Below are 14,222 nucleotides of genomic sequence, written 5' to 3'. Positions count from 1 at the left end.
CCGCCCTTAGGCCCTTCCGACGGAGGGGGGCGTATTCCACCGGAAGGTAGGATGGGGAAGCGGAGTTGCTCCGCTCCCCGGAAGGAAGCCCGCGGCGGGGGCGACTAATGCCGACGGCTCCCTTCATCTCTTGAGGCCTCCCGACCCTCAGCCCTTGGCAAGGGGGACTGCGACGAAGCGCGACTGGCCGCCGCTCTTCACGCGCATCAGGACGCTGTTCTTGTTGTCGGTGCGCGCCGCGTTGATCGCTTCGCGCACGTCGCCGGCGGTGCTCACGCTCTTGCCGGCGACCTCGAGAATCACGTCGCCTTCCTTGAAGCCGCGCTCGGCCGCGGCGCTCTTCGGATCGACCTCGGTGACCACGACGCCGTCCTTGCCGCCGCCGGCCACGCTGTTGGCGGGGGCAACCGTCATGCCGAGCTTCGGCACGTCGGTGCCGCGGGTCGGCGCCTTGCTGTTGTCGTTGTCGGTGTCGGCCTTGGCCTCGACCGTGTTCGGCAACTGGCCGAGCGTGAGGTTCAGGACCTTGTCCTGGCCCTTGTGCAGCACGTTGAGCTTCACAGTCGCACCGGGCGCCATGCCGCCGATGGTGCGGGCGAGCTCACGGGCGTCCTTGACGGACTCGCCGTTGACCGAGGTGATGACGTCGCCGGACTCGATGCCGGCCTTCGCCGCCGGGCCATTGGCCTGCGGCTCCGCCACCAGGGCGCCTTCGGCCTTCTTCATGCCGAGGCTGTCGGCGATGTCGGAGGTCACGGGTTGGATCTGCACGCCAATCCAGCCGCGGCTGACCGAGCCCTTGTCCTTGAGCTGGGCGACCACGCTCTTCACGGTCGCGGCCGGAATCGAGAACGCGATGCCGACGCTGCCGCCGGACGGCGAATAGATCGCGGTGTTGACGCCCATCACCTCGCCGTCGGTGTTGAAGGCCGGACCGCCGGAGTTGCCCTTGTTCACGGGCGCGTCGATCTGGATGAAATCGTCATACGGACCGTTGCCGATGTCGCGGCCGCTGGCCGAGACGATGCCGGCGGTCACGGTGCCGCCGAGGCCGAAGGGATTGCCGACCGCGAGCACCCAGTCGCCGATCCGCGGCTTGCCGTCGGACAGCTTTGCGAAGGAGAAGTTCGAGCCGCCCTCGACCTTGATCAAGGCGAGGTCGGTGCGCTGGTCGGTGCCGATCACCTTGGCACTGTAGGTCTTGCCGTCGTCGGTCGTGACCTCGACCTTGTCGGCGCCGTCGACCACGTGGTTGTTGGTCACGGCAAAGCCGTCGGCCGAGATGAAGAAGCCCGAGCCCTGGCCGGTGACGGCACGCCCGCCGCCGCGCGGTCCGCGCAAGCCGGGGATCCCGTCCTGCCCGCCGAAGCGGCGGAAGAAGCGCTCCATCGGCGAGCCCGGCTGGAACGGCGAATCATCACCGTCATCGTTGCTCGCGGTCTTCTCCTTGATGTTGACCTTCACCGAGATCACCGAGGGTTTCACCCGCTCGACGATGTCGGCAAATCCGATCGGACGTTCGACCTTCTTGACCTCGTTGTTGACCTGCGCATGCGCCGGGCTTGAGAACAGGTCGGACGGCGACGTCGAGGGGCTGAAGCCGTAGACGGCGACGCCCAGGCCGGCGACCACCGAGGCCATCAGCGCGAGCTTGCGGGCAACGAGCAGCGACCGGCGCGGCTGCCGGTACGACGGGAGGGACGAAAGATCGGGACGTTCGGTCATGCAGGGGATCTCCAGGGCCTTGAATTCCTTTTGGCGCTGCTTGGACAGCGCCTTACGGCCCTGAAGATGGTGATTGGCGCCTTACAGCGCGCTGGCGGCGGGGTTAAACTTTTGTAATGATGGGCAAATACCGGTGCGGCAGAATGGCGCAGGCCGAAAATGATGATTTTGCAGGAACTTAACGGAGGTTCCTTCAGCTCGATTTCGCCTCGTCGGACATCAGTGCCGCCAGCTTCGCTTCCTCGTCAGGGGTGAGCGGCGGCGCCACATTTGCAGCGCCTTGCGGCCGGCGCCGAATCTGAAGCCAGAGCGCGATACCGCCCGCGCCCAGCGCGAGCGGCGTGAGCAGCCATAGCAGCAAGGTCTGCCGTTCGAAGCGCGGCTTCAGCAGGACGAACTCGCCATAGCGTGCCACCAGGAAATCGATCACCTGGGAATTGCTGTCGCCGGCCGCGATCCGTTCGCGCACCAACAGGCGCAGGTCGCGCGCGAGCGGCGCCTCGGAGTCGTCGATCGACTGATTCTGGCAGACCATGCAGCGCAACTCGCGCGACAATTCGCGCGCACGCGCCTCCTTCGCGGGGTCGGCCATGATCTCGTCGGGCTGCACGGCGTAGGCTACGGGCAGCCCCAAAAATGCAAGCGCAAGGATCGCTGCGATCGTCCGGCGCATCGGATCACTCCGCCGGCTGCAAGCGCTGCTGCGCGCGCGCCGGTTTTGGCGCGCCAACACGCAAGCGGCGGTCAGATAGCGACAGCACGCCGCCGAACGCCATCAGCACCGGCCCCCACCAGATCAGCAGCACGAAGGGCTTGTGATAGATGCGCACCGCGATCGCGCCCTCGGCGGTAACGTCGCCGAGCGAGATGTAGAGCTGGCTCGCGCCGCGGGTCAGAAGCGCAGCTTCCGTGGTCGAGGAGCCGCGCGTGGTAAAGCTTCGCTTCGACGGTGTCATGACGCTGAGCACCTCGCCATCGCGGCTGACGTCGAACCGCGCGATCATCTCGCCGAAATTCGGGCCCTGCCGCTGGAACAGCCCATCGAGCTTCAGCTCGTAGCCGGCGACCTTGGCGACGTCGTTGGGCTTCATGGTGCCGATATATTCGCTGTTCCAGGTGGTCTCGCAGACGATGCCGATCAGCGCGATGCCAAGGCCGGCATGCGCGAAGGCCGTGCCCCAGACCGAGCGCGGCAATCCGCGCGCACGCCGCACCGCCGTTCCAAACGGCGCGCGGAACAGGCCGACGCGTTCGACGAGATCGGTCACCGCGCCGAGGATGACAAATACCGCGAGCGCGATGGCCGGAGGCGCAAGCGCGCTGCCGCCATGCGCCCAGGCCCACACCAGTGCCAGCGCCAGCAGCGCGAGGAGGCCGGCGGCCAGCAGACGCTGCGCGGCCCCAAGCAGATCGCCGCGCTTCCACGCCAGCATCGGGCCAAAGGGAACGGCAATCAGCAGCGGCACGAACAGCGGCCCGAAGGTGAGATTGAAGAACGGCGCGCCGACCGAGATCTTTTCGCCGGTCAAGACTTCCAGCCCGAGCGGATAGAGGGTTCCGACCAGCACCGTCGCGCAGGCCGTGGTGAGGAAGAGGTTGTTCAGCACCAGCGCGCCCTCGCGCGAGATCGGCGCGAACAGCCCGCCCTGCTTCAGCGACGACACGCGCGCCGCATACAGGCTCAGACTGCCGCCGATGAAAACGCAGAGGATCAGCAGGATGAAGACGCCGCGCGTGGGATCGCTGGCAAAGGCATGTACGGAGGTGAGCACGCCCGAGCGCACCAGGAAGGTGCCGAGCAGCGACAGCGAGAACGTCAGGATCGACAACAGGATTGTCCAGACCTTCAGCGCATTGCGCTTCTCCATCACCAGCGCCGAATGCAATAGCGCGGTGCCAGCGAGCCACGGCATCAGTGAGGCGTTTTCGACGGGGTCCCAGAACCACCAGCCGCCCCAGCCGAGCTCGTAGTAGGCCCAGTAGGAGCCCATCGCGATGCCGAGTGTCAGGAAGATCCAGGCAACGAGCGTCCACGGCCGCACCCACCGCGCCCAGGCGGCATCGATGCGACCTTCGATCAGCGCCGCGATCGCAAACGAGAACGAGATCGAGAAGCCGACATAGCCGAGATAGAGCATCGGCGGATGCACCGCGAGGCCGACGTCCTGGAGCACCGGATTGAGGTCGCGCCCCTCGATCGGTGGGTTGGCGATGCGCAGGAACGGATTCGAGGTGATCAGGATGAAGAGATAGAAGGCGCTCGCAACCCACGCCTGCACGGCGAGCACATGGGCGCGCAGCGACAGCGGCAGGTTGTTGCCGAAGGCAGCGACGAGGCCGCCGAACAGCGCCAGGATCGACACCCACAGCAGCATCGAGCCTTCATGGTTTCCCCACACGCCGGTGATCTTGTAGATCAGCGGCTTCATCGAGTGGGAATTCTCGTAGACGTTGGCGACGGAGAAATCCGAGGTGACGTGCAAGGTGACGAGCGCGACGAAGGACGCGCCGACGAACAGTAATTGCGCAAGCGCCGTGGAGCGCGCGACGTTCATCAATGCGGGGTCGCGCAGCCGTGCGCCGATCAGCGGCACGAAGGACTGGATCAGCGCAAGGCCCAGAGCGAGCACCAGGGCGTAGTGTCCGGATTCCGCGATCACCGTACGGCTCCCTGCGGATTGCCTTGCGCAGTCGTTGCTGCCGGCCTGGCGCCGTAATCATCTTTCCAGTGCCCCTGCTTCTTCAGTGCATCGGCAACGTCCTTGGGCATGTAGGTCTCGTCATGCTTGGCAAGCACTGTGTCGGCCTTGAACACGCCGCTGGGGTCAAGCGCGCCTTCGGCGACGACGCCCTGCCCTTCGCGGAACAGATCGGGCAGGATGCCCTTGTAGGCGACCGGTAGTTTTGCGCTGCCGTCGGCGACTTCGAAGGTCACCGCGAGATTGTCGCCACGCTGCAGCGAGCCCGGCTGCACCAGGCCGCCGAGGCGAAACCGCTTGCCCGGCGCGATGTGCTTCTCGGCGACCATCGTCGGGGTCGAGAAGAACACGATGGAGTCGCGCAGCGCGTTCAGCACCAGTGCTGCGGCGAGCGCGAGCACGGCGAGTGATCCGCCGATGATGGTCATACGTCGCTGCTTGCGCGTCATGGCTGGTTTCTTTCCGCCCTTCCTGCGATCATCATCCGTCGAGCCCGAGATTCTTCAGGCCTTCATTGAGCTGGCGCAGCCGATCGGCGTCGTTGGCTACCGCCTCGCGGGCATCGCTGAGCGCGCCCTTCGCCTTGTCGCGCTCGCCCATCACGACGTAGGCACGCACCAGGCGCAGCCAGCCGTCGACGTCATCGCCGTTCTGCTTGAGCCGGTTGGCGAGCCGCTCGACCATGCCGCGGATCATCGCGCCGCGGTCGCCTTCGCTCATGTCCTTGGCCGCTGCGATCGTGTCGTCCGAGAGCGCCGGCGCGGCGCTGCCGCCGCCGACCCGTGCCAGCGAGGATTGCACGAGCGCACGCCAGGGCGCGTCCGGCGGCGCTTTCGCAAGCACCCCGCGCCAGATCGCGGCCGCATCATCCTTGCGGCCATCTTGCTCAGCGGCGAGACCGAGAAAATAGTTTGCCTTCGGCTCCTCAGCATTGAGCGCGTGCGCGCGCTCGAATTCCGCCTTGGCTTCGGCCGTCACGACACCGCCGGCGGCGGCCAAAAGCGCCTCGCCGAGATCGGACCTTCGCTCCGCGCTTTCGCCATTATAGGAGAGCGCATTGCGATAAGCGCGCACCGCGTCATCGTAACGGCCGAGCCGCTCCAAAACCGGCGCAAGCACGTTCCAGCCGCGACCGTCGGTCGGATTCTTCTCGAGGTGCTGCTCGACCTGCGCCACCATGGTCTCGAGCGACTGCTGCATGCCGGGGGCGCGATCGCGTTGCGCCAGCGGAAAGTCGTGCAGCCTCGGCGAGCCAAGCGGAACGTAGACCAGGATCGCGACCAGCGGCAGGCCGAGCAGCGCCAGCACGGCCGCCGCGCGGCGCCATTTCAGGTTCGACCGGCCGTCCGACGCAGGCTCGCTGCTGGCCGCGGCCAGCAACCGGCGACTGATCTCGATCCGCGCAGCCTCCGCCTCCGGCGCCGCAATCAGGCCTGCGGCAAGATCGTGCTCGACTTCGGCAAGCTGGTCCTTGTAGACGGCGACCTCGCTGCCTCCGCTCTGCGCGCGGCCGGCACGGCCGAGCGGCCAGAGCACAGCGAAAATCGCCGCGACCGTCATCAGCGCGAACACGAACCATAGCGTCATCGGGCAAGCTTCCGGCAGCGCGTCATCCCGCGCCTCTCACGTGGCTTTACACCACGCTCAAGCGGGGCGGCAATTGACAATTGTCAATTTGGCGCGACCGAGGATGGGGCCGAAACGGAGACAATCCAACGGCTTAGGCGATCTCGAATTCCGCGCTCTGCGCCGCGTCCTCGCCGTGCCCGTTCAGCGCCTTCAGGAAATAGGTTCCCGGCCCGACCGTTTCCGGCAGCCTGATCCGCAACGCGCCGACCGGAACGGGAGAGGCGATCGTCGTGACCGGATCCGGCAATTGCCGGCCACTCGCCTTCTCGACCAGCACCACCTTCGCCCTGACCATCATTCTGCGATAGGTCGCCGAAATCACGCGGTTCTCGATTTCCACGAAGCTGATGACGGGTTTCATGCGCCTACAAACAGGGATTCCGACGACTTGGGCGTGGACCGTACGTTCCGTCACCGGCCTCGTCAACCACAAATTGCAGGTAAGCTGCGATACGCTTAAATTTACCCGGCGCGCGAGGATTTGCGCTCGCCGGTCAGCGCGCTTTCGGCCGCCCGGCTCATCAACGAGGCGTAGTCGTCGCCGAACAGCACTTCGCAGAAACGGATGGCAGCGGCCATCTGCTGCTGGCGATAGGCCCGGACCTTGTGGTCGGCGGCGCGCAGCGACTGCACCAGAGACTCCGTTGACCGTTCCACATATTGCTGGAGGTCCGAATAGGTGCGCAGCGTCACCTCGTTGATCGCAAGCTCGCTGGCATAGTTGCGACAGGTCGCGACAAAATCGATCAGCGCGGCTGTTTCCTCGACCTCGGTGCTGTCGACGCGGGCGCCCGGCGGAATGTCCTTCTCCGCGCGCTGGCGCAGGATGCGGCGGACACGGCCCGGTACGCTGTCGATCTCCGATTGCAGGGCGTTGGAGATATCGGCACGGATCGAAGTGAGCTGCTTGCCCCACGTGGAATCGTTGCGCAGATCGAGCTCGGTGCGCAATCCGCGCACGCCGTCATGCAGGGCCTTGAGATTCTCGGCGATGTTGTCAAAGCGGCCGCGCTTGATGTCCAGCCGCAGCATGGCGGCGAGACAGGACAGGTCATGCAGGGCCATTGTGACCGCCACGCCGAACGGCGTCGCGGCGACGCGGATCTCGTCGTCGGAGGCCGCCATCTTGATGGCGAGGCGGATGATCTGCCAGGGCGCCGTCAGCCGCTGGATCACCATCGACAGCGCAAACGGCAGCATCTGCGGCGTCTGCAGGACGGGAACGTTGAGCGCGGCCGTCACCGAGCCGATATGGGAATCGCCGAAAGCACGCAGGAACCGCGGCAGCTTCTCATTGAGGCTCGCGATGGCCTCCCGAACCGCGAGCACGGCACCGACCGAGTAGAGGTCCTCGATGACATTGGGCGGGCCAACGCGGGCAAGCGCGCGTGACTTGTCGCCGCCGCCAGGCCCCGTCAACTCGAAGATCGCGTCGGCCGCGACCGCCTGGATCTTCAGGGCCAGAGCCTCTCCGCCGTCGCCGGCAGGCAGCCGGGAAAGCGCGGCGTCGATCTCACTCACCTTGGCAGGGGCACCATCGCGGCCAAGCCATTGCCAGATCGGGAGCAGCGAGGAGCGGCGGATTTGTCCAAGGCGGATCGGAATGCCGGCCTCGACGAGGAACGGTTCCAGCGGCTGGTAAAGCAGGCGCGACAGATCCTCCGTGCGCGGCGCGGCGTCTTCATCGGCCTCGGTCTTGCGCACGATCTTACGCAGCTGCTCGAGCACGAGGGTGGCCACCGCCGTGTCCTGGCCGCGCTCCAGCGCGCGCTCGAACTCCCGCATCAGCAGCGCCTGCGACTGCGGCGGGAGCTGCGCGAGATAGTCTCTCAGCCGCTCGATCGATGTCTGGCTCATGCGCCTGGTAATGCACGGTCACGTGGCGGACGAGGGATGCGTCCGGGCGCGATCATAGGAGCCGGCGCGTTAAGAAGCCGTTTAGGAAGTTACCCAGCAGGGTGGCGTTTTGTGTCGAAACCTGCCTTTCCGGAACGGAGAAAGGCGCGCGGGAACAAAGGCTAAATGCCGGGGAGCACCAGTTCCGCCCGCAAGCCCCCGATCGGCGCGCTGCCGAGGGTCAGACTGCCGCCGTAGAGCGCGGCGAGGTCGACGACGATCGACAGGCCGAGACCAGATCCCGGCTTGGACTCGTCGAGCCGCTGCCCCCTGCGCGAGACCTGCGCCCGCTCGGCCTCGGACAGGCCACGGCCATCATCGTCGACGATGATCCGCAGGCGTGGTCCGGCATCGGGCTTGCCGGACGCGTCCACCAGCACCTCGATGAAGACACGCGAGGCCGCCCATTTGCAGGCATTGTCGACGAGATTGCCGACCATCTCCTCCAGATCCTGCCGCTCGCCGCGAAATTTCGCGACGGGATCCGCCTTGGCCTCGACGGCGATGCCGCGCTCGCGATGGATCTTCTCCATGGTCCGACGCAGCGCCTCGATGGCCGGTGCAACCTCCGTCACGGTGCCAACGATCGAGACCCTGGCCGCGATGCGGGCGCGCTCCAGGTGATGGGCGAGCTGGTCGCGCATGACGTCGGCCTGCTCCATGACCTTCTCCGCGAACGGATCGGCAGCGTGGGCGGTGGCCTCGTTGACGATCACCGAGAGCGGCGTCTTGATCGCGTGCGCGAGATTGCCGACATGGGTGCGCGCGCGCTCGACGATCTCGCGATTGGCCTCGATCAGCGCATTGGTCTCGCGCGCGAGCGGCGCGATCTCGACGGGGAATTCACCTTCCAGCCGCTCGGCACGCCCGGAGCGGATGTCGGCGATTGCCTCAGAGATGCGCTTGAGGGGCGCTAGGCCGAAGCGGACCTGGAAGACCGTGGTGAGCAGGAGCACGATACCGAGCGCCGTGAACGTGCCGCCGAGGTAATAGTCGAAGCTGCGCGTCTCGTCGAAAATCTCGGTGGCATCGCCCGCGACGCTGACCAGGAACTTGCCGTCGGCGCCGAGATCGACCGGCCGCTCCACCATCCGCAAGGTCTGACCTTCCGGCCCATCGACATAGCCGAGCCGGATGCCGGCCGCAGTCAGCTCGACGCCCTGCTCCTCCAGCTTCGGCAGCTTCTTGTCCCATAGCGAGCGCGACGAGCGCACCTCCGGCTTTTCGGTGTCGGTGCGCGTGATCTGCCAGTACCAGCCTGACAGCGGCAGCTCGAACAGCGGCTCGCCGAGCGACTGGAATTGACGGTCCGGCGGCTCATCGGGCGTGGCCACCTCGGCAATCAGCGTGCGCAGGTAGAGATTGAGCCGGCGGTCGAAGGCGCGCTCCGTGGCGTTCTTGTACACCGATGACAGCACGACACCGGTGATGGCCAGGATCACCACCAGCCACGCCGTCGCCGACAGGAACAGGCGGTTGGCAAGCGAGCTAGCGCGCATTGGATCGATCCCGGCAGGCGCAGGACGGCAGGTGGTCGGAGACGGTCATAGGTGACCAAGACCCCGGTCGCGCCGCCCGGTCAAGTACCAGGCGCAGCCGGTGGGGTCAGGAGATAGCCGAGGCCACGGACGGTCTGGATGATATCGACGTCCAGCTTCTTACGGATGCGGCCGACAAAGACCTCGATGGTGTTGGAGTCGCGGTCGAAATCCTGATCGTAGAGATGCTCGACGAGCTCGGTGCGGGAGACCACGCGCCCGGCATGGTGCATCAGATATTGCAGCAGCCGATATTCGTGCGAGGTCATCTTCACGGGGTTGCCGGAGACGGTCACCTTGTTGGTTCGGGTATCCAGCGTCACCGGTCCGCAGGTCAATTCGCTCTGGGCATGACCGGCCGATCGCCGCAGCAATGCGCGGATGCGCGCCAGCACCTCCTCGAGATGGAAGGGCTTTGCGACGTAGTCGTCGGCGCCGGCATCGAAGCCCTGGACCTTGTCGCTCCAGCGGTCGCGCGCGGTGAGGATCAGGACGGGCATGGCGCGTCCGTTGCGGCGCCAGGCCTCCAGCACCGAGATGCCGTCCTTCTTGGGCAGGCCGATATCGAGCACCACAGCGTCATAGGGCTCGTTGTCGCCGAGATAGTGCCCCTCCTCCCCGTCGAAGGCGCGGTCGACGACGTAGCCGGCGTCGGTCAGCGCCTTGGTGAGCTGGCGATTGAGATCGGGGTCGTCCTCAACAACAAGCAGGCGCACGCTTCTCTCCAAGAATAGTCCGAAAGGGATGGACTGCGGAATCTACTGCCAAGATGATCAATCCTGGCGTGAACTGAATATGAACGCCGGGAACTGGCAAATGTTACTTTTTCGTCATGAAGCCGACACGACAGCGCCCGCCATGCGGCCGGGCAAAACCGGCCGTATGGCGGGCGCAATTTGCCGCGTTCCGCGGCGAGTCGGAAGCGCTGATCGCAGCTAGCCGGCGCTCAGGTCCGGAAGAACACGAACCAGATGACGCCGAGGATCAGGATCGCAAGTCCGGTCGAGACGGTGAGCAACGCTGCGACCGACGGACCGGGCTCGCCCTGGCGCGCTTCGGTCGATGTTTCGATGATCTGATCGTCGCGTCTCGTAGCCATGGCAACCCTCAACTGCCGGGGTGTCGCGTCCAAATGCCGCGACCTCCTCGCGGCCTCTCGTGAAGTGCGGCGGGGCAACGTCTGATCGCGAACGATGTTCCGGTCCGGACTTGGCAGAGGGTCGGCGATTAACGCCGTTGCAAGATTCCATCCCGCGGCTTGCTATGATTCGCGGTTCCCCAGTGTTATCCTCGTCAGTTGTCCCTGTTGCGTTTGGAGTAGCCCATGGCCCCCCGTGCCAATTGGAAGGGTTTTTTGCGCCTCTCGCTCGTGACCTGCCCGGTCGCGCTTTATCCCGCCACTTCGGATACCGAGAAGGTCTCCTTCAACCAGATCAACCGAAAGACAGGCCACCGGATCAAGTACCTCAAGGTCGACGCCGAGACCGGCGACGAGGTCACCTCCGACGACATCGTCAAGGGCTACAAGGTCGACACCGATACCTATATCGAGGTCACCAAGGACGAGCTCGATGACATCGCGCTGGAATCGACCCACACGATCGAGATCGACGAATTCGTGCCCCAGACCGACATCGACAACCGCTATCTGATCCGCCCCTATTATCTCGTGCCGGACGGCAAGGTCGGCCATGATGCCTATGCGGTGATCCGCGAGACCATCCGGAGCATGAACAAGGTCGCGATCGGCCGCGTGGTGCTGACCAACCGCGAGCACATCATCGCGCTCGAACCGCTCGACAGCGGCCTGATGGGCACGCTGCTGCGCTACCCCTACGAGGTGCGCAGCGAGACGGAGTATTTCGACGACATCCAGGACGTGAAGCTAACCAAGGACATGCTCGACCTCGCCAAGCACATCGTCGAGAAGAAGTCCGGCGCATTCGAGCCCGAGCTGTTCGAGGACCACTACGAGACCGCGCTGATCGACCTGATCAACAAGAAGCGCAGCGGTGTCCCGCTCGCCGCCAAGGCCGCGCCGAAGACGGGCGGCAACGTCATCAACCTGATGGACGCGCTCAAGAAGAGCCTTGCGACCGAGAAGGGAGCCGCGCCCGCCGCCAAGGCCGACGGCAAGGCCAAGAAGCCGAAGAAGCGGGTCGAGGGTCAGCGCGAAATGCTGCTGCCGATCGCCGGCAAAGGCGGCAAGACTGCTGCCGGCAAGGAAGCGCCCAGGAAGACTGACAAGCAGGCCGAAAAGCAGGCCGACAAGCCGGTGCGTGCGCCGGCGCGCGGCAGGAAGGCCGGATAGCGCCACGACCTCCGGGCGACGCTGCCGTGATTTCCCTTCCCGCGTATCGCCCGGCCTGACATGCCCTGGTCGACGTCGTTCGACGAACCGATCCCCCTGCCCAACCGGCGCAAACTGCTCACGCTGCAAGAGGCGGCCGACTACATCGTGCAACTGCCAGAGGACGCGCAGCACGAAGCCCACTGGCAGACCGCCATCGAGACCCTCATCAACGCGGCTGAGACCGGTGGCGGCTGGATGATGTTCGCCCGTATCGCCATGTTGCGGGCGTTGAACGCGGACGGCCGTCGCGGATGAGCGCTGCCAGCCCCCTGCTCCCTTGCCGACCCGTTGGCGAACAGGCTCAATAATCCGTTAAGCGGCGCGTCGTTTTTCGCGACGGCCGCCTGACCTCATGGTCGCACCGGGTATTCCTACGGAAGAGAAAATTAACCGTCGATTGTCGCTCTGCGCCGCATGATCACGCTCTTGATTGAGCCAAGGTCGCACGCCCGTGCAGCAGCAGGACGGCAGAAAAAACTACATCGGCATCGTGAACGACACGAGCGACGAAGAGCGCGTCGCCGACAGTGCCGCGCGATCGCAGCCGCGCGTGATAAACTATCTGGTCGGGCGCCTCGCGGTCGTGCTGAAAAGCCATCGCAAGGACACGTAGAGACGCGCGATCACGCCATAGCGCTTTCTCGATTTCTTTACCATGCTCAGCCCCTGCAATGCCGCATCCACAGGTAGGGCACCGATTCAAATCCACCTGAATTGGGTGAGGAAACCTTAATTTAATGGGTGCCATCATACAGGCAGCACGCGAGGTCGACCGAACCTGTTATTTTGACGCGCACGAAAAAACTTAATCGACCGATTTACCCCTTCGAAAACGACGTCCGCATAGATTAGACGGATCAATAGGAGTCGACGATGGCTTTGCTTAGGTCTTTCCTTGCCGATGAAAGTGGTGCCACCGCCATTGAGTATGGTCTGATCGCCGCCGGCATTGCGCTCGCAATCGTCACGGTTGTGAACAACACGGGCTCAGCGCTGCTCAACAACAAGTTCAACTCCATCAGCTCGGCGATGAAGTAAAGCCGATAGCTGACCTGACGCGAACTCCAGCCTTCCATTGATTCCAGGACGGCGTCCGGCTTCGGCTCGAACCGTGACGCCCCTCACCGCATCGTCGCAAGCCGTAGCGCGAGCGCACAGGCGCGGTCGTATTCGTCGAGATTGATCCATTCGTCGATCGTGTGCGCCTCGTTCTGCCCCGCACCGAAGGTCACGGTCGGAATGCCGTGCCGGACCATCCAGTTCGCGTCCAGGCCGCCATTGGCAGCGCGGACGGCCGGCGCCCCTCCAACCGCGGACACGGCTTCGATCGCGCGTTTGACGACGGGCAGGCTCTCCTTCATGCGGAACGGATAATAGTCGGTCTCGGCCTTGAATTTGATGCGACCGGATTTGCCTTGCGCGTTCGTGACGCGCTTGGCGGCCTTCTCGAACGCGGCCTTGTAGGCCTTGGTGATCTCCTTGAAGAACTTTCCATCGTGACTGCGGCTTTCGCCGCGCACGTGAACATAGTCGGTGACGACGTTGGTTGCATCGCCTGCCGGGCGCCCCTCGCCGCCGGTGACGGGACCGACGTTGCTGGTGCCCTGCCGCTTGCCCTTCACCACCTTGCCGAACCAGCCGCCGGCCTTCACCTCGGCGAGCGCAAGCGCAAGGATCATCGTCGAAGAGATTCCGCGCTCCGGCGCCACGCCGGCGTGCGAGGCGCGGCCGAAAATCTCGACCTGCCAGCGATCCGCACCGACGGCACCGATGGTGACGTTGGAGGCGGAGCCGCCGTCGTAGTTGAAGGCCATCGCCGGCGAGCCGAGCTCCTCCGTCCTGACGTGGCGCGCGCCATAGAGCCCGCTCTCCTCCCGCACGCAGAACAGCAGCGTGATCGGCGGATGATCGAGCTGCTGCTTCGCAAGCTCAGCCGCCAGCGTGACGAGAACGCCGCAGCCGCAGCGGTTGTCGCCGCCGAGTGCGGTCTTCGCCGCGTTGACGATCTTGCGCCCCGACCGCTTCGGATTTGCGCCGGCGCACAGCGGCACGGTGTCCATGTGGGTCATGAACATGATGCGCGGCTGGTTGTGCATCGCGCCGCAGCCGGGCAGATCGACGATGAGGTTGCCGGTCTCGGTCGGCACGGGAATGCGTGTGTTGGCGTCGTCGAGGCGGATCGCCCCCGCCGGCACGCCACTTTCTTGCAGCGCCGCCGTAAGCTCGCGCCCGATCGCTGCCTCCTTTCCAGTCACGCCCTCGACGGCGAGGAAGCGCATGAGGCGGTCGGTGGCGGCCTGGGTGTCGACGGACATGGATGATTTCCTCGATGGACGGTGCCTGCAAGCATCCTTTGCAGCAGCCAGTTCCGCAAGGCTCCTC

The 14,222-nt window shown here is 65.2% G+C and carries 15 protein-coding genes; 4 read left to right on the top strand and 11 right to left on the bottom strand.

Features of this window, described 5'->3' with window-relative positions; all coding sequences use genetic code 11:
• Positions 1-147: 147 nt before the first annotated feature.
• From SO180_RS24925 to SO180_RS24880, 10 genes are all read right to left on the bottom strand, one after another.
• Positions 148-1,725 carry a Do family serine endopeptidase gene (locus SO180_RS24925; RefSeq protein WP_449381484.1) on the bottom strand — a complete coding sequence of 526 codons (1,578 nt, stop codon included), beginning with the start codon at positions 1,723-1,725 and terminating at the stop codon, positions 148-150.
• A gap of 193 nt (positions 1,726-1,918) precedes the next feature.
• Positions 1,919-2,398, bottom strand: coding sequence for a cytochrome c-type biogenesis protein (locus SO180_RS24920; RefSeq protein WP_449381483.1), 480 nt, complete (start codon positions 2,396-2,398; stop codon positions 1,919-1,921).
• A 4-nt stretch (positions 2,399-2,402) separates the two neighbouring features.
• Complete coding sequence (locus SO180_RS24915) at positions 2,403-4,385, bottom strand: heme lyase CcmF/NrfE family subunit (RefSeq protein WP_449381482.1); 1,983 nt, start codon at positions 4,383-4,385, stop codon at positions 2,403-2,405.
• A complete protein-coding gene (gene ccmE / locus SO180_RS24910; RefSeq protein WP_449381481.1) occupies positions 4,382-4,873 on the bottom strand; it encodes a cytochrome c maturation protein CcmE in 492 nt (163 codons plus the stop codon). The genes SO180_RS24915 and ccmE overlap by 4 nt, the downstream gene beginning before the upstream one ends.
• A gap of 31 nt (positions 4,874-4,904) precedes the next feature.
• The gene (gene ccmI, locus SO180_RS24905; RefSeq protein ID WP_449381480.1) at positions 4,905-6,011 is read right to left on the bottom strand and encodes a c-type cytochrome biogenesis protein CcmI; all 1,107 of its coding nucleotides are present in this window, start codon (positions 6,009-6,011) and stop codon (positions 4,905-4,907) included.
• A 133-nt stretch (positions 6,012-6,144) separates the two neighbouring features.
• Complete coding sequence (locus tag SO180_RS24900; RefSeq protein ID WP_449381479.1) at positions 6,145-6,414, bottom strand: hypothetical protein; 270 nt, start codon at positions 6,412-6,414, stop codon at positions 6,145-6,147.
• Between the two features lie 101 nt (positions 6,415-6,515).
• Positions 6,516-7,910 (bottom strand): hypothetical protein, encoded by a 1,395-nt coding sequence (locus SO180_RS24895; RefSeq protein ID WP_449381478.1) that lies wholly within the window; start codon positions 7,908-7,910, stop codon positions 6,516-6,518.
• 161 nt (positions 7,911-8,071) lie between these two features.
• The gene (locus SO180_RS24890) at positions 8,072-9,448 is read right to left on the bottom strand and encodes an ATP-binding protein (RefSeq protein ID WP_449381477.1); all 1,377 of its coding nucleotides are present in this window, start codon (positions 9,446-9,448) and stop codon (positions 8,072-8,074) included.
• An 80-nt stretch (positions 9,449-9,528) separates the two neighbouring features.
• Positions 9,529-10,203, bottom strand: coding sequence for a response regulator transcription factor (locus SO180_RS24885; RefSeq protein ID WP_449381476.1), 675 nt, complete (start codon positions 10,201-10,203; stop codon positions 9,529-9,531).
• A 230-nt stretch (positions 10,204-10,433) separates the two neighbouring features.
• Complete coding sequence (locus tag SO180_RS24880; protein WP_449381475.1) at positions 10,434-10,586, bottom strand: hypothetical protein; 153 nt, start codon at positions 10,584-10,586, stop codon at positions 10,434-10,436.
• Between the two features lie 225 nt (positions 10,587-10,811).
• Between SO180_RS24880 and ku the strand changes: the two genes are divergently transcribed.
• The 4 genes from ku (at position 10,812) to SO180_RS24860 (ending at position 12,878) form a co-directional block, all read left to right on the top strand.
• Positions 10,812-11,798: a non-homologous end joining protein Ku gene (gene ku, locus SO180_RS24875; protein ID WP_449381474.1), complete on the top strand. Its 987-nt coding sequence runs from the start codon at positions 10,812-10,814 to the stop codon at positions 11,796-11,798.
• Positions 11,799-11,858: 60 nt separating this feature from the next.
• Positions 11,859-12,095 (top strand): hypothetical protein, encoded by a 237-nt coding sequence (locus SO180_RS24870; RefSeq protein ID WP_449381473.1) that lies wholly within the window; start codon positions 11,859-11,861, stop codon positions 12,093-12,095.
• Positions 12,096-12,291: 196 nt separating this feature from the next.
• Positions 12,292-12,453, top strand: coding sequence for a hypothetical protein (locus tag SO180_RS24865; RefSeq protein ID WP_449381472.1), 162 nt, complete (start codon positions 12,292-12,294; stop codon positions 12,451-12,453).
• A 260-nt stretch (positions 12,454-12,713) separates the two neighbouring features.
• On the top strand, positions 12,714-12,878 hold the full coding sequence (locus SO180_RS24860; protein ID WP_027521278.1) for a Flp family type IVb pilin: 165 nt from the start codon (positions 12,714-12,716) through the stop codon (positions 12,876-12,878).
• Positions 12,879-12,961: 83 nt separating this feature from the next.
• Here the strand turns inward: SO180_RS24860 and SO180_RS24855 are convergent, their stop codons facing one another.
• Positions 12,962-14,155: a M20/M25/M40 family metallo-hydrolase gene (locus SO180_RS24855; RefSeq protein ID WP_449381471.1), complete on the bottom strand. Its 1,194-nt coding sequence runs from the start codon at positions 14,153-14,155 to the stop codon at positions 12,962-12,964.
• Positions 14,156-14,222 lie beyond the last annotated feature (67 nt).

This window comes from Bradyrhizobium sp. UFLA05-112 (assembly GCF_053572325.1).
Note: the sequence above shows the minus strand (reverse complement) of the source record. Positions and strands in the feature narration are given on the sequence as shown.

What these genes read in the sequence shown, in the direction of transcription:
- SO180_RS24925 (WP_449381484.1), bottom strand. Translation starts at nt 1,725, where the DNA reads ATGACCGAACGTCCCGATCTTTCGTCCCTCCCGTCGTACCGGCAGCCG.
- SO180_RS24920 (WP_449381483.1), bottom strand. Translation starts at nt 2,398, where the DNA reads ATGCGCCGGACGATCGCAGCGATCCTTGCGCTTGCATTTTTGGGGCTG.
- ccmE (WP_449381481.1), bottom strand. Translation starts at nt 4,873, where the DNA reads ATGACGCGCAAGCAGCGACGTATGACCATCATCGGCGGATCACTCGCC.
- ccmI (WP_449381480.1), bottom strand. Translation starts at nt 6,011, where the DNA reads ATGACGCTATGGTTCGTGTTCGCGCTGATGACGGTCGCGGCGATTTTC.
- SO180_RS24900 (WP_449381479.1), bottom strand. Translation starts at nt 6,414, where the DNA reads ATGAAACCCGTCATCAGCTTCGTGGAAATCGAGAACCGCGTGATTTCG.
- SO180_RS24895 (WP_449381478.1), bottom strand. Translation starts at nt 7,910, where the DNA reads ATGAGCCAGACATCGATCGAGCGGCTGAGAGACTATCTCGCGCAGCTC.
- SO180_RS24890 (WP_449381477.1), bottom strand. Translation starts at nt 9,448, where the DNA reads ATGCGCGCTAGCTCGCTTGCCAACCGCCTGTTCCTGTCGGCGACGGCG.
- SO180_RS24880 (WP_449381475.1), bottom strand. Translation starts at nt 10,586, where the DNA reads ATGGCTACGAGACGCGACGATCAGATCATCGAAACATCGACCGAAGCG.
- ku (WP_449381474.1), top strand. Translation starts at nt 10,812, where the DNA reads ATGGCCCCCCGTGCCAATTGGAAGGGTTTTTTGCGCCTCTCGCTCGTG.
- SO180_RS24870 (WP_449381473.1), top strand. Translation starts at nt 11,859, where the DNA reads ATGCCCTGGTCGACGTCGTTCGACGAACCGATCCCCCTGCCCAACCGG.
- SO180_RS24860 (WP_027521278.1), top strand. Translation starts at nt 12,714, where the DNA reads ATGGCTTTGCTTAGGTCTTTCCTTGCCGATGAAAGTGGTGCCACCGCC.
- SO180_RS24855 (WP_449381471.1), bottom strand. Translation starts at nt 14,155, where the DNA reads ATGTCCGTCGACACCCAGGCCGCCACCGACCGCCTCATGCGCTTCCTC.